This window comes from Pedobacter sp. UBA5917 (genome assembly GCF_002432345.1).
Lineage (GTDB): Bacteria > Bacteroidota > Bacteroidia > Sphingobacteriales > Sphingobacteriaceae > Pedobacter.
This window is the reverse complement of record NZ_DJDT01000190.1, coordinates 1-23,589: the sequence shown is the minus strand read 5'-3', so window position 1 is coordinate 23,589 and position 23,589 is coordinate 1. Positions and strand designations below refer to the sequence as shown.

19 protein-coding genes are annotated in these 23,589 nt (G+C 39.8%); 9 read left to right on the top strand and 10 right to left on the bottom strand.

Annotation, left to right across the window (positions count from 1 at the left end; all coding sequences use genetic code 11):
• The first annotated feature begins 151 nt into the window (after nt 1–151).
• Both B2V92_RS12525 and B2V92_RS12520 read left to right on the top strand, forming a co-directional pair.
• Nucleotides 152–1,168 carry a LacI family DNA-binding transcriptional regulator gene (locus B2V92_RS12525; RefSeq protein ID WP_293308451.1) on the top strand — a complete coding sequence of 339 codons (1,017 nt, stop codon included), beginning with the start codon at nt 152–154 and terminating at the stop codon, nt 1,166–1,168.
• Between the two features lie 102 nt (nt 1,169–1,270).
• Nucleotides 1,271–2,455, top strand: a complete 1,185-nt coding sequence (locus tag B2V92_RS12520; RefSeq protein WP_293308448.1) for a class I SAM-dependent rRNA methyltransferase — start codon at nt 1,271–1,273, stop codon at nt 2,453–2,455.
• A gap of 423 nt (nt 2,456–2,878) precedes the next feature.
• Here B2V92_RS12520 and B2V92_RS12515 read toward each other — a convergent pair whose 3' ends face one another.
• Nucleotides 2,879–3,130, bottom strand: coding sequence for a DUF6814 family protein (locus tag B2V92_RS12515; protein ID WP_293308445.1), 252 nt, complete (start codon nt 3,128–3,130; stop codon nt 2,879–2,881).
• Nucleotides 3,131–3,141: 11 nt separating this feature from the next.
• Complete coding sequence (locus B2V92_RS12510; RefSeq protein ID WP_293308443.1) at nt 3,142–4,665, bottom strand: MFS transporter; 1,524 nt, start codon at nt 4,663–4,665, stop codon at nt 3,142–3,144.
• 148 nt (nt 4,666–4,813) lie between these two features.
• On the opposite strand from B2V92_RS12510, the gene B2V92_RS12505 reads away from it, so the two are divergent.
• Nucleotides 4,814–5,704 carry a bestrophin family protein gene (locus B2V92_RS12505; RefSeq protein ID WP_293308441.1) on the top strand — a complete coding sequence of 297 codons (891 nt, stop codon included), beginning with the start codon at nt 4,814–4,816 and terminating at the stop codon, nt 5,702–5,704.
• On the opposite strand, the gene B2V92_RS12500 is transcribed toward B2V92_RS12505, so the two are convergent.
• The 7 genes from B2V92_RS12500 to B2V92_RS12470 all read right to left on the bottom strand — a co-directional run bounded on the left by B2V92_RS12500 (nt 5,701) and on the right by B2V92_RS12470 (nt 13,488).
• Entirely contained in the window at nt 5,701–6,330 is a 630-nt protein-coding gene (locus B2V92_RS12500; protein WP_293308398.1) for a Pr6Pr family membrane protein, read from the bottom strand. The two genes, B2V92_RS12505 and B2V92_RS12500, sit on opposite strands and share 4 nt — an antisense overlap.
• Nucleotides 6,331–6,446: 116 nt before the next feature.
• Nucleotides 6,447–6,992, bottom strand: a complete 546-nt coding sequence (locus B2V92_RS12495; protein ID WP_293308396.1) for a TlpA family protein disulfide reductase — start codon at nt 6,990–6,992, stop codon at nt 6,447–6,449.
• Between the two features lie 69 nt (nt 6,993–7,061).
• Nucleotides 7,062–8,348 carry a hypothetical protein gene (locus B2V92_RS12490; protein ID WP_293308394.1) on the bottom strand — a complete coding sequence of 429 codons (1,287 nt, stop codon included), beginning with the start codon at nt 8,346–8,348 and terminating at the stop codon, nt 7,062–7,064.
• Between the two features lie 125 nt (nt 8,349–8,473).
• The gene (locus B2V92_RS12485) at nt 8,474–9,001 is read right to left on the bottom strand and encodes a hypothetical protein (RefSeq protein ID WP_293308392.1); all 528 of its coding nucleotides are present in this window, start codon (nt 8,999–9,001) and stop codon (nt 8,474–8,476) included.
• Entirely contained in the window at nt 8,994–9,551 is a 558-nt protein-coding gene (locus B2V92_RS12480; protein WP_208643570.1) for an RNA polymerase sigma factor, read from the bottom strand. Before B2V92_RS12480 ends, B2V92_RS12485 begins: the two co-directional genes overlap by 8 nt.
• 570 nt (nt 9,552–10,121) lie before the next feature.
• The gene (carB, locus tag B2V92_RS12475) at nt 10,122–12,959 is read right to left on the bottom strand and encodes a carbamoyl-phosphate synthase large subunit (protein WP_293308388.1); all 2,838 of its coding nucleotides are present in this window, start codon (nt 12,957–12,959) and stop codon (nt 10,122–10,124) included.
• A gap of 211 nt (nt 12,960–13,170) precedes the next feature.
• A complete protein-coding gene (locus B2V92_RS12470) occupies nt 13,171–13,488 on the bottom strand; it encodes a carboxypeptidase regulatory-like domain-containing protein (RefSeq protein ID WP_293308386.1) in 318 nt (105 codons plus the stop codon).
• 421 nt (nt 13,489–13,909) lie between these two features.
• On the opposite strand from B2V92_RS12470, the gene B2V92_RS12465 reads away from it, so the two are divergent.
• The 6 genes from B2V92_RS12465 (at nt 13,910) to B2V92_RS12440 (ending at nt 20,605) form a co-directional block, all read left to right on the top strand.
• Nucleotides 13,910–14,443: an ATP-binding protein gene (locus B2V92_RS12465; protein ID WP_293308383.1), complete on the top strand. Its 534-nt coding sequence runs from the start codon at nt 13,910–13,912 to the stop codon at nt 14,441–14,443.
• A gap of 477 nt (nt 14,444–14,920) precedes the next feature.
• Entirely contained in the window at nt 14,921–17,365 is a 2,445-nt protein-coding gene (locus tag B2V92_RS12460) for a TonB-dependent receptor (protein WP_349681430.1), read from the top strand.
• Between the two features lie 125 nt (nt 17,366–17,490).
• Entirely contained in the window at nt 17,491–18,135 is a 645-nt protein-coding gene (locus B2V92_RS12455; RefSeq protein ID WP_349681429.1) for a thiamine phosphate synthase, read from the top strand.
• 61 nt (nt 18,136–18,196) lie between these two features.
• Nucleotides 18,197–19,489, top strand: coding sequence for a hypothetical protein (locus B2V92_RS12450; RefSeq protein ID WP_293308381.1), 1,293 nt, complete (start codon nt 18,197–18,199; stop codon nt 19,487–19,489).
• 64 nt (nt 19,490–19,553) lie between these two features.
• Nucleotides 19,554–20,114 carry a thiamine pyrophosphokinase gene (locus B2V92_RS12445; protein WP_293308378.1) on the top strand — a complete coding sequence of 187 codons (561 nt, stop codon included), beginning with the start codon at nt 19,554–19,556 and terminating at the stop codon, nt 20,112–20,114.
• Nucleotides 20,111–20,605, top strand: a complete 495-nt coding sequence (locus tag B2V92_RS12440) for a GNAT family N-acetyltransferase (RefSeq protein ID WP_293308376.1) — start codon at nt 20,111–20,113, stop codon at nt 20,603–20,605. The genes B2V92_RS12445 and B2V92_RS12440 overlap by 4 nt, the downstream gene beginning before the upstream one ends.
• 152 nt (nt 20,606–20,757) lie before the next feature.
• Here the strand turns inward: B2V92_RS12440 and B2V92_RS12435 are convergent, their stop codons facing one another.
• The gene (locus tag B2V92_RS12435; protein ID WP_293308373.1) at nt 20,758–23,199 is read right to left on the bottom strand and encodes a TonB-dependent receptor; all 2,442 of its coding nucleotides are present in this window, start codon (nt 23,197–23,199) and stop codon (nt 20,758–20,760) included.
• Nucleotides 23,200–23,589 lie beyond the last annotated feature (390 nt).

Here is a 23,589-nt window from a genome sequence, read left to right as displayed (position 1 = left end):
AAGTACCATGCCCCGCGGCATAAGAGCGGAAAAAAAATAATTTGTATTCACACGATATTCGACAATTGGGACAAGTAGTGATTAAAAACTCTTTACTAAGTGATATAGTCTCTTGAGCGATATTTTTTCGTAACTTGTACCCACTACGAAAATGAGATTTGAAACATCTACCATAAAGGATATTGCTAAAGCATTGGGGCTTTCCACTTCTACGGTTTCGAGGGCTTTAAGAGACCGTTACGAAATTAGCGAGGAAACAAAAAAGCTGGTTCTGGCCTATGCCGAAAAGGTAAATTACCGTGCAAATCCCATCGCCCGTAGTTTGAAAGAACGCCGCAGTTATTCTATCGGAATCATAGTAAGCGAGATTGCCAATAACTTCTTTTCGCAGGTTATAAATGGCATTGAATCAATTGCTTATGATAAAGATTACCATGTTATCATTTCTCAAAGCCACGAATCTTATAAGCAGGAAAAACTGAACGTAGAGCATCTTGCCTCCCGCTCTATTGATGGCCTTTTGATTGCACTTTCGTCTGAAACACAGGATATCGATTACCTGCGGAACTTATATGCCAAAGGTTTGCCGATTGTTTTTTTTGATCGGGTACCTAAAGATTTTGAAACACATAAAGTAATCGCCAATAATTTTAAAGGTTCTTTTGATGCTACCGAACACCTCATTTTGTCTGGAAAACGGACTATCGCCCATTTAACCAATTCGGAGAATCTTTCGATAACGAAAGAGAGATTAGAGGGTTATAAAGCTGCTTTAGCCAAATATCATATCGAATTTAAACCCGAACTGGTTAAATATTGCCAGCACGGAGGCATGCACAGTGCCGAATTGGAGCAGGCCGTTACAGAACTTTTACCTTTAAACCCTGATGGCATTTTTATCTCGAGCGACCGCTTAACCACAGGCTGCATCATGGCCCTTAAAAAAACGAATCCAGAAATTGTGCATAAAATTGCCATTGCCGGTTTTACAAACTCTAATCTGGTCGAACTGTTTTCCCCATCCTTAACTTCCGTTAAACAACCGGCATTCGAAATGGGACAGGTAGCCACCGAACTGCTGATTTCAATGATCGAAGCCAAACGTCCGGTAACTGAATTCGAAACGAAGGTGCTTGATACCGAGTTGGTTAAAATGGTTAAGCGCTAGGCTGTGGGGGTTGGCGTTTAACGCTATCCTCTCCAAACTATCTACCACGCTTGGCGCCAACCGCTCTACGCTAAACTCCCTACAAATTATTACCTTTGCACCATGGTAGAAATCGTATTAAAAAAGGGCAAAGAAAAAGCGGCATTACAAAGACATCCATGGGTATTTTCTGGCGCATTGGAAAAAGTTAAGGGAAAACCCGAAGATGGTGATGTGGTAAAAGTTTTTGCTTTCGATAATGAATTTCTGGCTTATGGTTATTTCAACAGCAATTCGCGTGTTGCCGTACGTTTATTGGAGTGGGATGAAACCCAGACCATTAACAACGCCTGGTACCAAAACCGTTTAAAACAGGCCATTGCCTCACGTCAGTTTATTTTAGATAAAAATACCAATACCTGTAGATTGGTGTTTAGCGAGGCCGATTTTCTGCCGGGTTTAATCGTTGATCAGTATGCAGATTTTCTTTCCCTGCAGATTTTAAGTTCGGGCATTGAAAAAGTAAAAACAGAAATTGTCGACATTTTAAGAACAGAGTTAAAACCTAAAGGAATTTTCGATAAAAGTGATGCCACAGCCCGTACCCACGAAGGTTTACCAGTTGAAAATGGGTTACTTTGGGGTGAAAATCCACCGGAATTTTTGGAAGTAAAGGAAAACGGAATTATTTATAACATCAATATTGCCGAAGGACAGAAATCTGGGTTTTATTGCGACCAGCGCGATAATAGAAGTATTTTGGCAAGTTATACCAAAGGCAAAAAAGTTTTAGACTGCTTTAGTTACAGCGGTGGTTTTAGCTTAAACAGTTTGGCCAATGAAGCCGCTAGTGTAACCAGTGTTGATAGTTCTGGCCTTGCTGTTGAAACCTTGAAACAGAATGTAGCTTTAAACAAATTCGATGTAAATAAAGTAACCGCAATCCAATCGGATGTGAATAAACAATTGCGTGCTTTTAAAGATTCGGGCGAGTTATTTGATGTAATTGTACTCGATCCACCTAAATATGCACCATCGCGCTCCGCATTGGATAGAGCGGCGAGGGCTTACAAAGATTTAAACCGTTTAGGCATGTTATTACTGGAAAAAGGAGGCTTATTGGCTACTTTCTCCTGCTCCGGAGCTGTTGACATCGAAACTTTTAAACAGATTATTGCCTGGGCAGCACTCGATGCCGGTAAAGAAGTGCAGATCATTAAACAGTTCTGCCAACCAGAAGATCATCCGGTTAGGATTTCTTTTCCAGAAGGAGAGTATTTGAAGGGATTGTTGCTAAGGGTTCTGTAGAGTTCATTAGTTCATTTGTCATTTGTTCATTGGTTAGCATGATTCAGATTTGGGTACTGCCAATTGCCAACTGAAAACTTCCTAGTGCCTTTGTGGTTCAGGAGGGTTCAATTAGTTCAATTGCCATTCGTTCATTGGTTAGCGTGGTGCAGGACCCACCTACCTTGGTTTATGTATCCATGGGTAATATTTTATTTCAGCCACGGATTCACGGATTAACACGGATTCAGTCTGTCATCCTGAGCGTAGTCGAAGGATCTTTATAATAACGTCATTTCGAGCGGAGTACAACGAAGTCGAGAACCACGTGAGTGCTCAGCGAAGCTAAATCTATCTCTAGATAGATTTAGCTTCGCTATGCTCCAGTCGAGATGACGACGCCTTTTTTGTAAAAAAACTTTGTGTCTTTATAGTTAAAATACACTACAGCTCCTCCGAGTTTTCCGGCAAACGATCGTACTCTCCCTTCCAGGCATAAAAACCGAAAATCATCAGTCCTAAGCTAATCGGCAGGAAAATAAACAGAATAATGGCCCATTGTAAAATCGTATTAGTGCGTTCGATATCGGTGTGCGTTAAACCAACCTTCTCAATCGCCTGTAAAAACAGAAAAGTCATGGCTAAGGGGCCTAATACCATCCAAACCAATCCTAAAAATTTCTTTAACGTATTCATCTTTTTTCGTATTAATCGTTAATGTTTTCGTCTCTTTTATTGGATAAATAAATGGCGCCGATAATTAAACTTAATGTTGCAATACCTATCGGATACCATAAGCCGGATAAAGGTGTAGAGCCCGAAAAACTTGCAATCAAAGTGGCAATAAACGGAACTAGCCCTCCAAAAACACCATTCCCGATGTGGTACGGTAACGACATGGAAGTATACCTGATTTTTGTTGGAAATAATTCGACAAGAAAAGCTGCAATCGGACCATAAACCATCGTTACCAATAAAATCTGAAAGAAAATTAAACCCACAAATTTCCAGAAAACAGGCATTGGTAAAACTTTGTCTTTAATTACTTCTTTACCCGTTAAAATACCTTTTGTGGCAGAAACAGTGTCTATTTGGACTTTGTTAAAAGAGGCCCCGTTTTTCAAAAGTATTTTAACAGATGTTGTTCTTAAACTGTCTGGCGAATCTGCAATTGAAACCGAAGTAACGGGTGCCGGCGTTGAAGATAAAACAGTTGTCTGTTCAATTCTGGTATAATCGGTATCATCCAAAAACACCTGGTAAATTGGCCGGTAAAAAAGGATTCCCAGCAGCATTCCGCTCAACATAATCCATTTTCTGCCCACTTTATCACTCCAGGCACCAAAAACTACAAAAAATGGGGTCGCAAAGGCAATTCCCCAGAGTAAAATATACCTCGAATCGTTAAAATCCAGTTTACAGGTATTCTCTAAAAACGATTGTGCATAAAACTGGCCCGTGTACCAGATTACGCCCTGGCCCATGGTAGCTCCAAAAAGAGCAAGCAGCACCATTTTAAAATTTGCCTTGTTGTTAAAACTTTCCTTTAAGGGGTTTTTAGATACATTTCCTTCGGCTTTCAGTTTCGAAAACATAGGCGATTCGTGCATTTTCATGCGGATATAAATAGAAACCACCACCAGTACAATCGAAAGTAGAAAAGGAATCCGCCAGCCCCAATTGCCAAAGGTTTCGGCCCCTAAAATATTCTTCGTAATTACGATAATTCCCAGCGAAAGAAACAGCCCAAGGGTTGCGGTAGTCTGGATCCAGCTCGTAAAAAAGCCACGTTTATTTTTCGGTGCATGTTCGGCCACATAAGTTGCCGCACCGCCATATTCGCCACCTAGGGCCAAGCCCTGGATGAGCCTTAACACTAAAACTAAAATGGGTGCCGCATAACCAATGCTTTTATAGGAAGGGATCAGCCCGATAAAAAAAGTTGAACCACCCATCAGTACAAGCGTGAGCAAAAAAGTGTATTTTCTGCCGATCAGATCGCCGAGCCTGCCAAAAACCAATGCACCAAAAGGGCGGACAATAAAACCTGCCGCAAAAATCGCCAGGGTATTGATCAGGGCCGAAGCGCCTGCATCTTCGGGGAAAAGCTGGTGGCCAATGATGACGGCCAGGCTTCCAAAAATGTAAAAATCGTACCACTCTATCAGTGTGCCCAATGATGAGGCACCAATAACTTTAAAAATATTATTCTTGGGTAAGGTTTCGCTCATAAGAAAAGTTTATTTGGTTCTCCAAGATAAACATTTAGCTGGCAATCGGCAACCTGTACTGTCTGTCATTTAATTTGTTACATTCTAAAACATTTCGGCTTTAGTTTTGTATTTTCAACCGTAAGAATTTCTTTCCCAATCAAAATATATGCTTTTAGTACAAAATATCAGGCTAAGTAGGATTTTAAGAAACACATGGCAGGTTGATTTAATTATGATCGCATCCTGCACGGCCGCATACCTCGTTCGCGAATATTTAATTGCCCATCATTTTTCTATCCCATCCATTATTCCAACTGTTTTGGGTACTGCCATTGCCTTTTTTATCGGTTTTAATAACAACCAGGCTTACGATCGCTGGTGGGAAGCCCGCAAAGTATGGGGCGCATTGGTAAACGATTCGCGGTCTTTTGCAAGGGCTTTGATCAATTATGTGGATGAAGATGAAGCAAGTGTAAAACGCATGGTTTACAGGCACATTGCATTTCTATATGCCTTAAAAGCGAATTTAAGGAGCACTGTAGATGAAATCTATACCAAATATTTGCCTGATGCCGATTTAAAAGAAATACAAAAACACAAAAATCTGCACAATGCACTGTTAAATATACAGGCGAGAGATCTTCAAAAGTTATCAAAAGAGAATAAAATTGATGGTTTTCGTTTCATTGAAATCAACGAAATGCTGACCCGTTTTTCAGATTCGATGGGCATGAGCGAAAGGATAAAGAACACCATATTCCCTACTACCTACAGTTACTTAACCAAAGTATTTATCTGGTTGTTTGTGGTTACTTTCACCCTTGTTATCAGTCAGGATGCCGGCCCTGCGGCCATATTTTTAGGCTGGTTGATCGGTTTTGTATTTGTATCTACACAGATTAACGGAATGAGCCTGGTTAATCCTTTCGAAAATAATTCGGCAGGTGTACCTTTGAACCAGATCACCCGAACCATAGAGATCAACCTGTTGCAGATGCTGGAGGAAGACGAGATCCCAGAGCCTGTTAAGCCGATAAATGATGAGTATGTGCTTTAAACTTTAGCTGTTTTCTTTCCGATAAAAATAAAAAAGAGCGATAACAGCCAGAAGATAAAAATAATAATTACAGCATTTGTAATGGCGGTTGGATAACCCAATTTCACCACATTAATAAATGGATAAGGATAACGATTGATAAAATAGCCTCTTATTACTGTGAAAATCACATAAATTAAAGGATAAATCAACCAGATTACTGCGCTTTTGTATTTAAGGCCAGTTTTATCAACAAAGAAAATCCAAAAGACCAGAAATATAATCGGGCTTACCACATGTAATAACTCGTCGGCTGCCCTTGGCCAGCCATTAAGTACAATTAAACCACGGAGCATGGTATTATAAATCAGTCCAACCACTACAATATAAACCGTTATGGCGGTAAGCGTTGCCGGTCTTGCGAAGAAATTGCCCAATGCACCATTCCTGAAAAGCCAAAGTGCGGTAAAGCACAGGGCTACAATAATATTGGTGGTAACGGTAAAGTAAGAAAGAAACTCTTCAATCGTTGTTGGAAAATTATAACCGGCCTGTTTTAAGCTTACCGCAAATTGAAGGCCGATGGAGAACCAGATAATCAGTGCGGCAATAGCCACATAAAATTTTGCACTTGTTGAAGATTTCATAGCGTAGTTTAGGGATGCAAGAAATGCTTATCTCAAAAACTAAGATAGTCATTTCAAATAAAAGTCGTCCATATTCTTTTCTCCATAGCCCGTGTTCTTAAGGGCATTAGCGTACACTAATTATTGTCTAACGCGCTCTTCAACTTCTCTTCGAAAAGAACCGATTTGGTTTTAAATAAAGGATCTGAAAACGAAATATTAGCGGTGGCATAAATCATCTTTCCATCCCTGCCAACCAGCACATTTGATGGGAAACCATGATTGATGTTTAATTTCCTGATCTCTTCTTTGCTTAATGATACAATTTCATATTTATAACCGCTCCTTTTCTGGAAACGTTTCGCAATACCTGGCGTATCGTGTGTAATACCGATAAACCTTACACCCTTAGCGCCATATCTGGCTACCCATTTGTTTAACTCGGGCATTTCGGCAATGCAGGGCGGGCATTTTTCGAACCAAAAATTAATTACGGTTACCTGGTTTTTTAAATCGGCATTGCTGAATGCTTTTTTATCAACCGTTAACCCTTTAAAAGATGGAAGTTCTTTTCCGGCCAGATCTTCGAAAAAAGTTTCCTGTGTAGCCCATTTAACCGGCGCATCCTGTGCCAATAATGGTAAAGAGAAAAGGGATAGCAGAATTATCAGGTAAATTTTCATCGGCCATAAATATAAAAAAAGTCCTACCAATGTGGCAGGACTTTATAGTTTGTTTGGCTTCGAAAATTCTTATTTAAAGGTAACCGAACCATATTCTGTTTTAACAGATACGGTTGAAGCTCCGCCACTACCAATCTTGCCCGAATATTTTTTGGTTTCATCATCCTTACTTACCATGCTTGATGATACATTCGATCCGTATTTAAAGCCTGCATATGAGGTAGAAACAGTAAATGTACCGTTGTAGCGCTCACCAAAACCCAAACCTACACTAACATACTCGCCACCAAAGGTAAAGTTTTTACAGGCTGGCGTAATTTCGCTTACGCTCAGTTTATTGTAATCCATATTGATATTGGCATCACCATTTAAGGTACCTAAAGTAACATTCGAATATTCGGCATTTACGGCAATTTTACCTGCCCATGCTATATTTAAATCGCCATAGGCTTGTTTGGCAACTGTATTGCCCTTAACCGTATTGATATTTACTTTGGCGTATTCCGAATTTAAAAGCAGGTTTCCGCCGATGGTACCGATGGTTAAACCTCTTCCATATTGGACTTTAATATCAGCCGATTTCCTAATGGTATTAATATTTACCGCAACATATTCTGCATCGAGTTCTAAAGTACCTACCGCACCAATATTTACCGGGCCATTGTATTCGTGTTTCACTACGGCAGCATTTAAATCCTGGATATCGCATTTGCCATACTGTACATTGATGTAATTGTTGGTGTTGCTTAAATTACCGGCAACCAGATTTCCATATTCTACCTTTAAAGAGGTTGGACCTGAGAAATTCCCCATTTCTACACTTCCATACTGTTGCGAAACCGTTAAAGGGTTTACTGCAGGCATATATACGGTATAAATTACCTTAATTTCCCTTCTCCAGGTAGTTACACCGTTTTTAACACTACGGCCATAACGCCCGTTCCTATCACCCATATTGGTTCTGATCGAAACCACATCACCATTTTTGGTAGCATCGATATTTACACCATCAATCAACCTTTGTACGTCGCTATCCGAGTTGCTGTAGGCTTTAATATCTACGTCAACTTTCACTTCCTTCCTGTCCCAGGTTTTTATGGTGATGGATCCGTATTGGTTGTTTAAATTAACCTTATCATTATTATCTACACTAAAACTCTTGCTAAAAGATTTAGAACGTTCGGCATCGCCTCCTGTTTGGGTAGGTTTAGAATAATTGACCATGGCCAGTGAAGAAGAATTGGCAGAGGCTTCTGCAATTGCTTTTTCTGTCGGACTATTTACCGCAATTTCTTGCGCATTGGCTTTTACGGCGATTAAAGCCATAAAGGCTAATAATATTTTTATTGTTTTCATGTTGTTAATTGTTAAACATTTAAGCGCTTAAAACCTGCCGGCTGGTAATAAGCAATTTAAATGTGGTGGCCCCTCCCAAACCCTCCCCTTGGGGGGAGGGCTTTTGTGGCATTAGTTTCTTTTTCTTAAATCTGGTTAACCCTTTTATAATCGTCAACCTGGTTAATAATCAATAATTGTTGTTTTAATAACTGTAGCTGTATTTCGCGGTTTTTAACCATGGCCTTTACCACAAAAGTTTGGTTGGGCGAGGTTGGCAGTTCTGCTTTTAACCTTTCATAATTTTCATCGAGCTTTTTCAGGTCGGCAGTAAATTTTTTGTATAATTCAGGATTTGCCGATGCAAAAATGGCCAAACTGTCTCTTTTTTCGGTAATCAAACCTGCAAAATGAACTTCTTTTTTTGCGTACGATGCGCTAACGTCGGCTATTTCTAAATCTTTGTTTTGCAACCTTCCTGCGTACAGCCAAACTAAACCGAAAACCACCACTATGGCTGCTGCAGCACTCATCCATAGGTACAGCTTTATTGGCTTTTTTTTCTTTTTGGTATCTAGTTTCTGTTCAATCTTTGCCCAAAGCCCTGCCGATGGCTCCATGATATCGAAAGCCTTACGGTTATCCTTTACAAAGGTTTCTAATCTATTATTCATCTCTCATCCCTTTCTGTTCTAAAATGCTTTTTAACTTCTTTTTTGCCCTCATGTACTGCGTACGGCTTGTATTTTCACTTATTTTTAAAATGTGTGCAATCTCTTCGTGGTCGTAACCCTCTAACAGGTACAAACTCAGTACTACCCTGTAACCATCAGGTAATTGGGTAATGGCCTGTCTTATCTCTTCGGCCTGCAGCTGCACATCACTGTCATCAAAACTATCTTCATCAGGTACTTCCGATATTTCTTCGGTACCTACAAATTCCATCTTGCGTTTACGCAGGTAATTGATGGATTTGTTGATCACAATCTGCTTTAGCCAAAGTCCGAAAGTGGTTTCCTGCCTAAAATCAACAATTCTGGTAAAAGCATCCAAAAATGCTTCCTGTAAAACATCTTCTGCCTCCTCTTCATAATTTAAAATGCGCAGCGCCACATTATACATGGCCTTTGCATACAGTTTGTATAATTCAAACTGTGCTGCGCGGCTGCCCTGCATGCATTTTTTTACTAGCTCTAGGTTTTTATCGATGTATACGGCTTCCAAAATTTCGAATATTCTGATTATAAGACATAAGGGATTTTAAAACGTTGCATCAAGGTATAAAAAAAAATAAAAATATGTTAATACAGTTTTAAGATCAGGTGAAATATGCTGTCGTAATGATGCGAAAGGGATATTTTCTGTTATGAAATGTGGTTCTTTATTTCGAAACCGGTTTGTTTTTTTGATCGGAAATGAATGGTTCTGTGCTTCTGGTTGTTTCAGTCCCGCTTTTTGGTACGAGTTCCGATGAAGGATCGGAAGCTCTTCCCGTCAATCGGGTTTGTTTTACTTAAGCCTGTGCCGAAAAATCAGAATCTTTCATCCGGTTATGAACGAATGATAGTTTTACCATCGTCCTCGTTTTTAACGAGGATGTATGAGAGAAGCGATTTTATCGCTTTATGTATTTTCTTTGTATGCATTATAAATGCACCTCTTGGTAATCCTCGTTACAAACGAAGACTATAAATGATATATGAAAAACCTCGCAGGTTTTCAAAACCTGCGAGGTTTAAGCAAAATAAACAAAAAAGCTCCCGATTTACACCGGGAGCCTGTTTTGTTATTTTATTACTTACTTAAGTACATCGATTTGTCTTTGTAAAGTTTGCGGAAGTAAGGATCTTCTAAATCTTTGATGAAACGGATCGCCTCACCTGTAGATTTCATTTCTGGACCTAATTCTTTCGCTACTTCCGGGAATTTCTCGTAAGAGAAAACCGGTTCTTTAATGGCGTAACCTTCAAGCTTTCGAACGATTGTAAAATCTTTCAGCTTAGCCACACCCAGCATAATTTTGGCTGCGATGTTGATATAAGGCACATCGTAAGCTTTTGCAATGAAAGGTACCGTACGCGATGCCCTAGGGTTCGCTTCGATTACATAAACCTTTTCATCTTTAATGGCAAACTGGATGTTCAATAATCCGCGTACATTTAATGCTTTGGCAATTTTGATCGAGTATTCTTCCATCGCTTTAGTTACCGTTTCTGATAAGCTGAAGGTTGGCAATACCGCGAACGAATCTCCTGAGTGGATACCCGCTGGCTCAATGTGTTCCATCATGCCTACAATGTGAACGTCGTCGCCGTCTGAGATTGAATCAGATTCTGCTTCTTCAGCCCTATCTAAAAAGTGGTCGATCAATACACGGTTGCCCGGTAAATCGCCCAGTAATTTCACTACAGCCTTTTCAAGGTCTTCATCGTTGATTACGATGCTCATTCCCTGACCACCCAATACATAACTAGGGCGTACCAATACCGGATAACCTACCTCATTTGCCACAACAATTGCCTCTTCAGCATTTTCTGCAACACCATATTTTGGATAAGGGATGTTTAATTCTTTTAACAGATCAGAGAAACGACCGCGATCTTCGGCGATGTCCATGTTCTCGAAAGATGTTCCAATAATTTTGATTCCTTTTTCGGTCAGTTTTTCGGCCATTTTCAGCGCGGTTTGTCCACCAAGCTGAACAATTACACCTTCAGGTTTTTCAAGTTCGATAATTTCGCGAACGTGCTCCCAGAAAACCGGCTCGAAGTATAATTTATCGGCCATGTTAAAATCAGTAGAAACCGTTTCAGGGTTACAGTTAACCATGATGGCTTCGAAACCTGATTCTTTTGCGGCCAATAAACCGTGTACACAAGAATAATCGAATTCGATACCCTGGCCGATACGGTTAGGGCCTGAACCTAAGACAATTACCTTTTTACGATCGGAAGGTTTAGATTCGTTCTCCTCTTCGAAAGTAGAGTAGTAATATGGTGTTTTGGCCGGAAACTCTGCTGCGCAGGTATCAACCATTTTATATACCCTGTTGATGCCTAGAGCTTTACGGCGATCGTAAACTTCATCTTCGGTAACGTTTCCTAACAACCAGGCAATCTGTACATCAGAGAACCCTTTTTGTTTAAGCGTGAAGAAGAAGTCCTGGGGGATATTGTTTAAAGAATATCTTTTTAATTCAGTTTCGAGCAATACAAGCTCTTGAATCTGGTTTAAGAACCATTTGTCGATTTTGGTAACCTTGCGGATGGATTCCAAAGGTACGCCCATCGCCATGGCGTCTTTTATCAGGAATAAACGGTTCCATGAAGCATGCTCCAAACCGTCCATAATTTCTTCAATATTGCGTACCTGCCTGCCGTCTGCACCTAAACCTGCACGGTTGATCTCCAAACTCTGACAAGCTTTTTGCAAAGCTTCGATAAAGGTACGGCCGATAGCCATTACCTCACCAACAGATTTCATCTGTAAGCCAAGTTCTTTGTTAGCTCCTTTAAATTTATCGAAGTTCCAACGTGGTACTTTAACGATTACATAATCTAAGGTAGGCTCGAAATATGCAGAAGTTGTTTTGGTAATCTGGTTTTCAATTTCGTCAAGGTTGTAACCGATCGCCAGTTTAGCAGCGATTTTCGCAATCGGATATCCGGTTGCCTTACTTGCCAAAGCTGATGAACGCGATACACGCGGGTTGATTTCGATTGCGATAATCTCGTCGTCTGCCGGGTTAACCGAGAACTGAACGTTACAGCCACCGGCAAAGTTGCCGATTGCACGCATCATTTTGATGGCCTGGTTACGCATTTCCTGGTAACAACGGTCTGATAATGTCATTGCTGGCGCAACAGTGATCGAATCTCCTGTGTGGATACCCATTGGGTCGAAGTTCTCGATCGAACAGATAATGATTACGTTATCGTTGCTATCCCTTAATAACTCCAGTTCGTATTCTTTCCAGCCTAAAACAGCTTTTTCTACCAATACCTCGTGGGTTGGCGAAGCTTCTAAGCCACGTTTTAAAGCAGCATCGAAATCTTCTTTTTTGTGAACGAAACCGCCACCAGAACCACCCAGTGTATATGAAGGACGGATTACCAATGGATAACCGATTTCCTGTGCCGCTTCTTTACCTTCTAAAAATGAGTTGGCAATTTTCGACTGGGCTACGCCTACACCGATATCAACCATTAATTGACGGAATGCCTCACGGTTTTCGGTTTTTTCGATCGCATCAACATCTACACCAACTACTTTTACGCCATATTTTTCCCAAACACCACGTTCTTCGGCCTCTTTACAAAGGTTTAGTGCCGTTTGACCTCCCATTGTAGGAAGTACCGCATCAATCCTTGGTAAATCTGCAGAGTTGATGTGCTCCTGTAAAATAACCTCTATTGAATCAACGGTTAGCGGACGCAGGTAAACATGGTCGGCGATAACCTTATCCGTCATGATGGTTGCCGGATTAGAGTTGATAATGGAAACGGTAATCCCTTCTTCTTTTAAAGAAAGGGCCGCTTGCGAACCCGAGTAATCAAATTCACAGGCTTGGCCAATGATAATTGGTCCAGATCCTATAATCAGTACTGAGCGGATGGAAGTGTCTTTAGGCATGATAAAGCTTAAACAATAATTAAAATTCTAAAGTAATAAAGGTCTTTTAAAACCTGGAAGCAACGAGATTTTGTGCTTGTAAGAAGAAAAATCCCAACTGTTCTGTCGGGATGCAAAGATACATCTTTAGCGCGATTTTAAGCTGATTTTTTTAAAATAAAAAAGAGGATTTGTAAAGTCCTCTTTTTAAATTTTTCTTTTGCCAAAATTGCTATTGCTGCAATTTAATTTCGCCTAAATCTGTGGTGGCGCTATCTTTTACGGCAACTTTTTCTATCACGGCATCTTTGTATGGCGCATTGGCCTTAATCACCACATTATAAACCCCCTGTTTAAGGTTGGTGAAAGTAAAAACGCCCTGATTAATGTCTGCTTTTAAAGTGTCTGTTGCAGCTACAAGCGTAACAGAAGAAGCAGCATCTGTTGGGCTTATTTTTCCGATTATTCCGCCCAATTTAATATTTGTAAAGGCAATTGCCCCCAGGGCAAATACAATTGAAAGGGATAATACAACGCATAATTTTTTCATGGTATAACGTTTTAGTTGTTCATGTCCGAAATAAATAACACCATTTACTACAAATAGTTTTAAATAATGAACACTCGAAAAACAGATTGTACTATAAATTATACACGGATGTAAAAACAAAATGTACAATACTACCGCAAACGTTAATTTTTGTTAAAAGAAATTCGGAAAAACAGGCCTGCGCGTCAGATTTAAGTCACGAAGTTGTGAAGATCTAAATATTGGCAATAATGTTGTAATAAGCAGAACATATATGCGTTTTGTATATACTTTAGAAAAAGATCTAAAGCTTCCTCCGCGGATTAGTTACCCGCCATGAGGATTTCTTCATAAATAGTTTGTTTGGTTTATTATCCGGTTAGAGGAGCCCTCCTCAACCGGATTTTTTCTTTTATGGCTTTTTCCTTTACATTTGGCCATTGTGAACAAGAATATCAAAAAGATCGCCATTGTTGGCCCCGAAAGCACAGGGAAATCTACCATATCCCGGTTACTTGCAAAACATTACAAAGTTTCGTGGGTGCCAGAATATGCCCGTTACTATTGCGAAAACCTGGTTGCCGATTATACGCTGCAGGATGAGGTTAATATGTATTATGGTCAGGTGGCTTTAGAAGATGCCGTTCTGGCCATTACTGAAAGTGATTTTATCATCTGTGATACCACTTTTATTACGGTAAAAATATGGAGCGATGAGGTACTTGGCGAAACGCCGCAGGTGGTGCTTGATGCATTGCCCCAAAAACCATACGATCTGTACCTGTTAATGGATATCGATTTGCCATGGCAGGATGATCCGCTGCGCGATTTTCCGAACAAACGCGAATATTTTATGGAGGTTTGGCACAAAGAACTTCAGGCCCTCAATGCCAATTATAAGGTTATAGGCGGTTTGGGTGATGAGCGGATCGCAAATGCGGTGAAAGCGATTGATGGATTTTTGGGCCGAACATGAAACGTTCCGATGGAACGAAAAAAAACGAAAACATTTTTTCTACCCAGGAATCGTCCCGATGGGACGATTTGTAATATTTGTTTGTTGCGCCGTTCCGTAGGAACGTTTGATAATTATCCGTTAATATCTAAACCTAAAAGCCCTTATTTTTCAAATAATACTGTCAATTTTTGTCTGATTAGCCCATAACATATTAAAAACTGCCTGAATTGCCAAATATTTTCTACATTTGCCACATCATTAGGGGTGCCTTGTTTAAATAAACACAAAAACAGGCTGAGATCATACCCATTGGCTTTAAATAACCAAATCAAAATATTCAATTTCCAAACGGTTTGAAAATTGAATTTTGATCATTGAAATTTAAAGACCATGCACCTGATCCGGGTAATGCCGGCGTAGGGATTGGAGTTATGGAAGTTTAACTGAAATCGGGGAAACCCCTTTTTCCGATGGGTTTAACTAAAAACAAAAACATTGAAAAATTTACTTTTTGCAGCGCTTGTTGCAATACTGCCCATGTTTGCATCGGCACAGCTTTCGGTTACCGGGAAAATAACAGATCAAACACAGAATGCCCTTCAGGGGGCTACGGTTAAATTAAGAAATCAAAAAACAGCTGTGGTGAGTGATGCGAACGGAAATTATAACATTACGAACTTGCCGAACGGAAAATATACTATTGTAGTAAGTTATATTGGCTATAAATCAGTTGAAAAAACAATAGAGATACAACAGAACACCTCATTGGACTTTAGCCTGTTGCCACAAAATTTTCTTGCCGATGAGGTAATCGTACGGGCAACACGTGCCACAGATAAATCGGCTACTACCTATAAAAATATCGGTAAGGAAGAAATCCAACAGAATAACTTTGGGCAGGACCTTCCTTTTATCCTTCAGAATACGCCAGGTGTAGTGGTTAATTCCGATGCCGGTGCCGGTGTGGGTTATACAGGTATCCGCATCCGTGGCAGCGATAACAGCAGGATCAACGTAACGGTTAACGGCATTCCGATCAACGATAGCGAAAGCCAGGGAACATTTTACGTAAACATGCCCGATTTTGCCTCGTCGGTTGATAACGTACAGATCCAGCGTGGTGTAGGTACATCAACCAATGGCGCAGGTGCTTTTGGGGCAAGTTTGAACATACAGACAACTGCCAGTGAAACCGAACCCTATGCAGAGGTAAACAGCACTTATGGCAGTTTTAATACCTGGAAAAACACGGTAAAGGTAGGAACAGGTTTGATTAACAACCGTTTTAGCTTTGATGGCCGTTTATCGAGGATCAGTTCTGATGGTTATGTTGACCGTGGATCATCGTTGCTAAAATCGTACTTCTTATCTGGCGCTTATCATGGCGATAAAGATTTACTGCGTGTAAATGTATTTTCCGGAAATGAGAAAACCTACCAATCATGGAACGGTATTCCGCAATCGCGTTTAGAAAATGATGTAGCCGGAATGAATGCCTATATCGATAGGAACGGATTAAGTGCAGAAGATGCCGCAAACCTTTTAAACTCTGGCCGGAGGTACAACAGTTTCCTTTATAATAACCAAACGGATAACTATGAGCAAAACCATTATCAGTTAATTTATGCCAGGCAACTTTCTGAACAGTTTTCTTTTAACGGGGCATTACATTATACCAAAGGCCGGGGTTACTACGAAGAATACAAGGTTCAGGACTCACTGAAAAATTATGGATTAAACCCGGTTGTTATCGCTGGTGGCGATCCGGTTAAAGCAACAGATCTTATCCGCCGCCGCTGGCTGGATAACGATTTTTATGGGGTTACCTATGCTTTTAACTATGTACCCCAAAAAAGTCTGAATTTTACGTTGGGCGGTGCCTATAACGAATATAAAGGAGCACATTTCGGACAGGTAATTTGGGCACAATATGCCTCAAACGGAGATATCGACAGGCATTACTACGATAATGACGGTTTTAAAACCGACTTTAATGTTTATGGCAAGGTAAATTACAGTCCTGTTGAAGCCTTAAGCTTATTTGCCGATCTGCAGTACCGTCGCGTATATTATGATATTGCCGGAACGGAAAACAAGCTGAATACCCTGGCGATAAATAAAACCTTAAATTTCTTTAATCCTAAATTTGGGGCAACCTATTTTATCAATCCGCAAATTAATGTATATGCTTCGTTCAGTGTGGCCAACAAAGAACCAAACAGGGATGATTATGTTGATGCAACAGTGGGTATCACTCCAAAGCCTGAGCGTTTGAACGACGTAGAATTGGGTTACCGTTTTAAAAATGATCAATTTAATCTGGGCGCCAATGCTTACGGCATGTTTTATAAAAACCAACTGGTGGTTACCGGAAAAATAAACGATGTTGGAGGTAATTTCCGCCAAAATGTTGATAAAAGTTACCGTTTAGGTATCGAATTGGATGGTGCTTATACCATTAGCAAACAGTTTATCTTAAATGCCAATGCAGCATTCAGCAGGAACAAGATCAAGAATTTTACCGAATATTATGATGATTATGACAACGGCGGACAGGTTGTTAAAAATTATAACCTTACCGATATTTCTTATTCCCCTGCTGCTGTACTCTTTGGCGAGCTGGTTTATAAACCTATCAGTGGTTTTGCAGTAGCGTTACAAAGTAAATATGTAAGTAAACAATATCTGGATAATACACAGAATAACGATCGTACCCTTAACGGCTACTGGGTAAATAATGCACGTTTAGGTTACGATTTTAAATTTGTGGGCGTTAAAAATATAAACATTGGCTTATTGGTGAACAATATTTTAGATAAGAAATACGCCAGCAACGGTTATACCTATGGCTACCAGTATGGTGGAAGCCGTACAACGGAAAACTTTTTCTATCCGCAGGCCGGAACCAACTTCTTATTAAGTTTGAACGTTAAGTTTTAAGAAAGATTAAAACAGAAAGGTTACAGCTTAAAAGTACCAGGATCGTCATTGCAAGGAGCGCTTGTAATGGCGATTTTGTTTATCTTGCCACGCTGATCTTAAAATCCTTTAATTTACCAATCCTGATGAAGTACATCGAAAAGTTCCAATACATTACACACGATATTCCTAATTTAAGCCACATCGAACAGGCACAACTGGCTTGTGAGGCAGGCGCAAAATGGATCCAGTACCGCTGCCTGACCAAAACAGATGAAGAACTCCTGCAGGATATCAATGTTATTGCCGAAATCTGCGATGATTGGGGCACCACTTTAATCGTTACAGATCATGTTCATTTAAATGGAAAAGCCGATATCCAGGGTTTTCACATCGAAAATATGGATGCTGACTTTAATGTCCTGCGTAAACTGGTTGGGCATGATATTACATTGGGCGGCTCTGCAAATACTCTTGAAAATTTAATCAGATTGGCAGCCGAAGGGGCAGATTATGCAGGTTTTGGTCCGTATGCAGCAACTGAAACCAAGCCTAACGGTTATCCGCTTTTGGGCCTTGAGGATTACCAGCAGGCCGTAAGGGAATTGCAGCGTTTATCAATTGATCTCCCCGTGTTAGCGGTAGGTGGTATTAAAATTTACGATGTAGAAGCTTTAATGCAGACAGGTGTATATGGAATAGCTGTTTCTGGAGCAGTTAATTTTGCCGACGATTTTATTGAAGCCTATCAGGATTTTTACACATCTGTTAAAGAGAACGCTGTTAATTAACGTTTTATAATTTGAAGCCTGTAGGATAATTTTTAGTTTTGGGATAAACCCCCTACCTAAAATGTCAGAAAACGCGCTTAAAACCAACATGCCCTGGAATATTTATAAAAAAATATCCTTCAGGTTTTTCTTTATCCTGCTCCCTCTTTTTATTCTCCTGAACAATAATGGGGCTTTCACTTTCCTATCTGGTTTATTGCAGTTATCAAATCTTGTTCTGCACGATTTTATTCCATGGTTTTCTAAACACATTATCCAATATCATTACGATTTTAGCATTTATACGAATGGCAGTGGCGATACTTCGTATGATTGGGTATTACTGGTTTTTTTGCTTTTCGTTTCGGTAATTGGCTGCATCATCTGGTCGGTTTTAGACCGTAAACGCAAAAGCTACAACGCAGCTTACTATTGGCTGGTGGTATTGGTGAGGTTTTATTTGGCTTTTACCCTGATATTTTACGGTTTAATAAAAGTAATCAAGCTTCAATTTCCTGACCCTTCGCTAATGAGGTTGGTGCAGCCCTTTGGGGATGCGTCGCCAATGGGACTGGCATGGACGTTTCTCGGTTTTTCGAAGGGCTACAATGTTTTTATGGGCATTGTAGAGGTCTCTTCAATTTTACTGTTATTCCGTAGAACGGTGGTTGTTGGAGCATTTCTGTCGCTGGCAGCAACCGCACACGTAATGTCGATGAATTATTTCTTCGATGTTCCTGTAAAATTACTCTCTACAGCGCTGGTGGTTATGAGTGTATTTATTTTAGCCCCGCATTTTTTAAAATTATACCGTTTCTTCATCAAATACGAAAACCAGCAACTTGAAAAAATGTACCGTCCAGCATTTAAAAAGCGATGGATGTATATTGGTGCTTATAGCCTAAAGTACCTTTATATTACGGCTTCTGTTGTTTTTTTGCTGTATTCGTTTATTGAGCAGGCAAAAATTTATGGCAGTGCGGCCCCTAAACCATTTTTGTACGGAATATATAATGTAGAAAGCATGAGGTTTAAAGGAGAAACACTTGCCCCGATAACTACCGATAGTACCCGCTGGAAACAGATGATCATCAATTATGAAGGTTATGCCAAGGTTAAAAAAATGAATGATAGCATCGCCAATTTCACTACTGTTTTTAACCAGAAAAAGAAAGAACTTATATTAAAATCAACGGCTAAAGATTCGTTGAAATATGTGTTAAATTACAATATTATTGGAAAAGACAGGCTCGTTATCTCAGGTTTGACGGCTAAAGATTCTATAGCGGTAAGCTTTAAAAAGAAAGATATAAAAGATTTTAGGCTCATTAACAGGGGCTTCCACTGGGTAAGCGAACATCCTTATAACCGGTAATCATTTTACCCGAAGCTGATTCTTCCTTATACTGTACTTACGTCGAAATTTCTATATTCGCAGTATGTCTTCACACCATATTGTAAAAGAAAAACAAGAGCCTGCTTTATTTATAGAGGAACTTGGAAATTTTAACGAAGAGCTTTTGGGCCAACTCTTAGAATGGAGTCCAACGCTTTTGGTTAATGCCCAAAACTACGATAAAATATTATCGCTGGGTTTAAAGGTTGATGTTCTGGTAAACGGAACACAGACTGAAACACAGGAAAACACCAAAGTAATCCAGGGGCCGGTTGATGCCTTAATGGTAGCAATAAACTACCTGTACGAAGAAAAATATCCGGCGGTAAATGTAATCACCCATAAATTTGACCTGGAAAAATACGCGGGTTTTGAAGACAAAATTAATCTTGTGGTTTTTACTGAAATGGCAAAACATTATGCGATAAAATCGGGCTTTTCGGTTTGGAAACCTGCAGGAAGTGAGTTCTTGATCCATGGCAACCGGTACCTCGAAGTAACCAATTTAATGCAGGACGAAGACGGGATTTTTAAAGTGGTAAACGACGGTTTTGTAGAATTTACCTTTTCAGGACAACCCATTTTTATTAGCGAACCGATATGATCACCCTTAGAAAAGCAAAAGAAGAAGATTTAGAAATCATCAGGGATATTGCAGCAGAAACCTGGCCGTCAACCTATCTGGATATTATCGGACAGGCGCAGATAGATTATATGCTTGATAAAATGTACAACAGGGGCGAATTGCTTAAACAATTAATGGAAGGGCATATTTTCCTCATCGCTGAAGAGGGTGAAAAGCAATTGGGTTTTGCAGGTTATTCTATCACCGGGCATGAAGAACGGATTTACAAATTACATAAACTTTATGTACTGCCTTCTGCGCACGGCAAGGGTGTTGGGAAAATATTGATCAACGAAGTATTTAACCAGGTAAAAGATGCCGGTGCAAGTGTATTACAACTTAATGTAAATAAACACAATAAGGCCAAAGATTTTTATTTAAAAGGAGGTTTCACCATTAAAGAATCTGTGAAACTCGATATCGGTGAAGGTTTTTTTATGGATGATTATGTAATGGAGTATAGGTTTTAATTACTTACGAATCGTCATCCTGTCCCGAATCTTCGGGATCAGGATCTTTAAAGCAAGATAGACCCTGAAATAAATTCAGGGTGACGAATTGAATTAAAATAACAACAAAACAAAAAGCCTCAAAATCTTTAGATTTTGAGGCTTTTCTATTTCTAATTTTTCATCCTTCCCTGTTCCGATTCTGTGCCGGTTGAGCGGCGGCGGGCCGGTTTAATTTCGTTCTTGCCAAAACGGTAAGTGAAACTGATACGGCCTATCCGGGTTTCGTTTTTCTGGTGCACCTCGTAGGTTAAACCAGGATATGCACTCGATAAATTATTTTCAGACATGTTAAATACATCAGAAAGTGCCAGCTTTAAACTTGCTTTTTTGTTAAAGAGCGATTTGCTTACCCCGGCATCAACATAATAACGCGCTTTTAAACTTAAAGTACCATAATCGAGCGGCGATTCGTAACTTCCGTTCAGCTCTGCTGTAAAACCGTTAACAATGGTAAAGGTTTGTTGCGATTTAAACTGGAAAGATGTTTTTCCTGTTTTTAGGGCACTTCCGGCTAAATCAGGTGCTTCGAAACTCAGGTAAAATACATTCAGGTTGTTATTGGTCTGCCACCATTTGGTAATCTGTACCGGTATATTTAAGTTGGCATTATAACTGATATTTTTGGCAATGTTAGCATTGGTTTGGTACAGCGCCTTATTCGCTGCATCGGGTAAAATCACCTCTGTAATTACATCATTTACCCTGCTATAGCCAACTGATAACATATATTTTTGCAATAAAGTATAACTTATTTCGAAATTATGCGTGTACTGCGGATTTAAAAATGGATTTCCTTTACTGTATGTATACTGATCAAGATAATAAATAAATGGGTTTAAAGCATCGTAACTTGGGCGGTCGATCCTCCTGCTGTAAGAAAAGCCCAATTGGTTGTTTTTCGAAAGTGTTTGCTGAACAAATAATGTAGGAAAGAAATCCCAGTAACTGCGCTCAACTACAGTATTGGTGGTCACCAGATTCCCTTTCGAATTGGTCTGTTCCATCCTTAAACCAACCTGTACACTGGTATTTTTAAACTGTTTGTTTAAATTGGTATAAGCAGCATTAACATTTTCATCGTAAATAAACTGGTTACTGCGGCGTACATCATTCTGCCAGTTATTGCTGATCAGCTCCTCTGCCTGCAGGTCGTTATTGGTTTTAACCCAGCTGCTTTTAAGGCCTGCTTCTAACTTTACTGTTTTGCTCAACGAAACATTATAATCAACTTTAAACGCTTTAATATCGATTATTGAAGGGGTATTATTCCTTGTATAGTTAATCGGGCGGATTCTGTTTCCGTTTGCAAAAAGATAATCGTTTTCATAGTTTGATCCGTCGTTGCCATTGTATTTAGAATAATCCACATCGGCAGAAATTTCAGAACCGGCGGTATCCAGAACCGATTTATAGTTTAAATTATAAGAAATGTTGTTATACTTATTGGTTTGCAGGGTATTTGAGACCAATGTTGAATCAATTTTCTGAAAAGACGGGCCGATAACCGTATTGTTTACCGAAGCCTCTGTGCCGTGGTTAAAATAACCGTTAACCAATACACCAATGGTGTTTTTCTTGTCGATAAAATAATCTAGTCCGGCTTTAAAATTGTTATTCTGCTGTTTCCTGTGGCTTGTACCCACCTGCATAAAATAAGTATCGGGTGTGCCGTTCGAAATCCTGTCGATGGCAATGAGGTTATCGCGTTCATTGCGGCCATAATTATAGTTGCCAAAAAGATTCAGTTTTTGCGTTCTGTGGTTGAGGTTTAAGCCGGCATTGCCCCTGAAATTTTTACCATATCCTGCTGTCCCGGTTAAGCTTCCGTTGGTGCCACCGCTTTTACTTTTCTTTGTTTTAATATTGATGATCCCTGAGTTACCGGCAGCATCGTATTTAGACGAAGGATTGGTAATCAGTTCTATACTTTCGATCTCTGAGCTTTGCATGTTACGGAGCAGATTGGCCACGTCGGCACTGCTCATGTAAGTCTGCTTGCCATCCAACTGGATCAGGACGCCCTGTTTGCCCATCATCGAAATTTTATCGTTCTGATCTACCGTTACGCCAGGGGCTTTCTGTAAAACCTCAAGCGCCGTAGAGCCTGTCATGATTGAGCTGTTCGAAACGTTCATCACCACCTTATCCATTTTCCGCTCGATCAGGGGTTTGGTTACCGCCACATTTACTTCTTTTAAATTCTGTGCGGTGGCAACAAGCTGTGCGGTACCGAAATCAACCTTTTGGTTATTTTCTGTTAAAACGATAGTTTTACTCTTCAGGGTTTTATAGCCCATGTTGCTGGCTTTGTAAAAATAACTGCCTTTGTTTACCACATTAAAAGCAAAAGCACCGCTCGGATCGGTAAAGGCCGTTTTAACAATGCTCGAATCAGCTGCTTTGAAAAGTACAACCGTAACGTAATCTGCAGGTTTTTTATTCTCGTCAAGAATTACCCCACTGATATTCGGTTTGGGATTTGTTTGTGCAAAACCTGCTGCAGTGCTTAAAAGCAGGGTTAAGGTTAGCGATATGGTGTAAAATGTTTTCATGTTGAGGTTTTGTTAGTTTAAAAAAATGGGCAATAAGAATCCACAACGCTTATTTATGCGCTTTTCACTTTTTGCTTGCTTGTTTAAAGTTTAGCTCGGAACGAAAGGTTCCCCATTGTTTAGTTATAAATAAGACGACCGTTTTTTGAAAAGGTTACAGGAATTCTTAAAAAGTCTGAAGTCAGAGGTCCGATGACCGAAGTTTAGAGGCTTGGTAATCTTCCTCGACCGTCACCCTGAATTTATTTCAGGGTCTTTAACGAAAGGGAAAAGATAAGTCTATAAGAGAGTAACGCTTGCCGGATAGATCCTGAAACAAGTTCAGGATGACGATCGCAAATGAGAAATTAACCTTCTATTGGCGCTATGATTCAGTTAACCGATTAACCA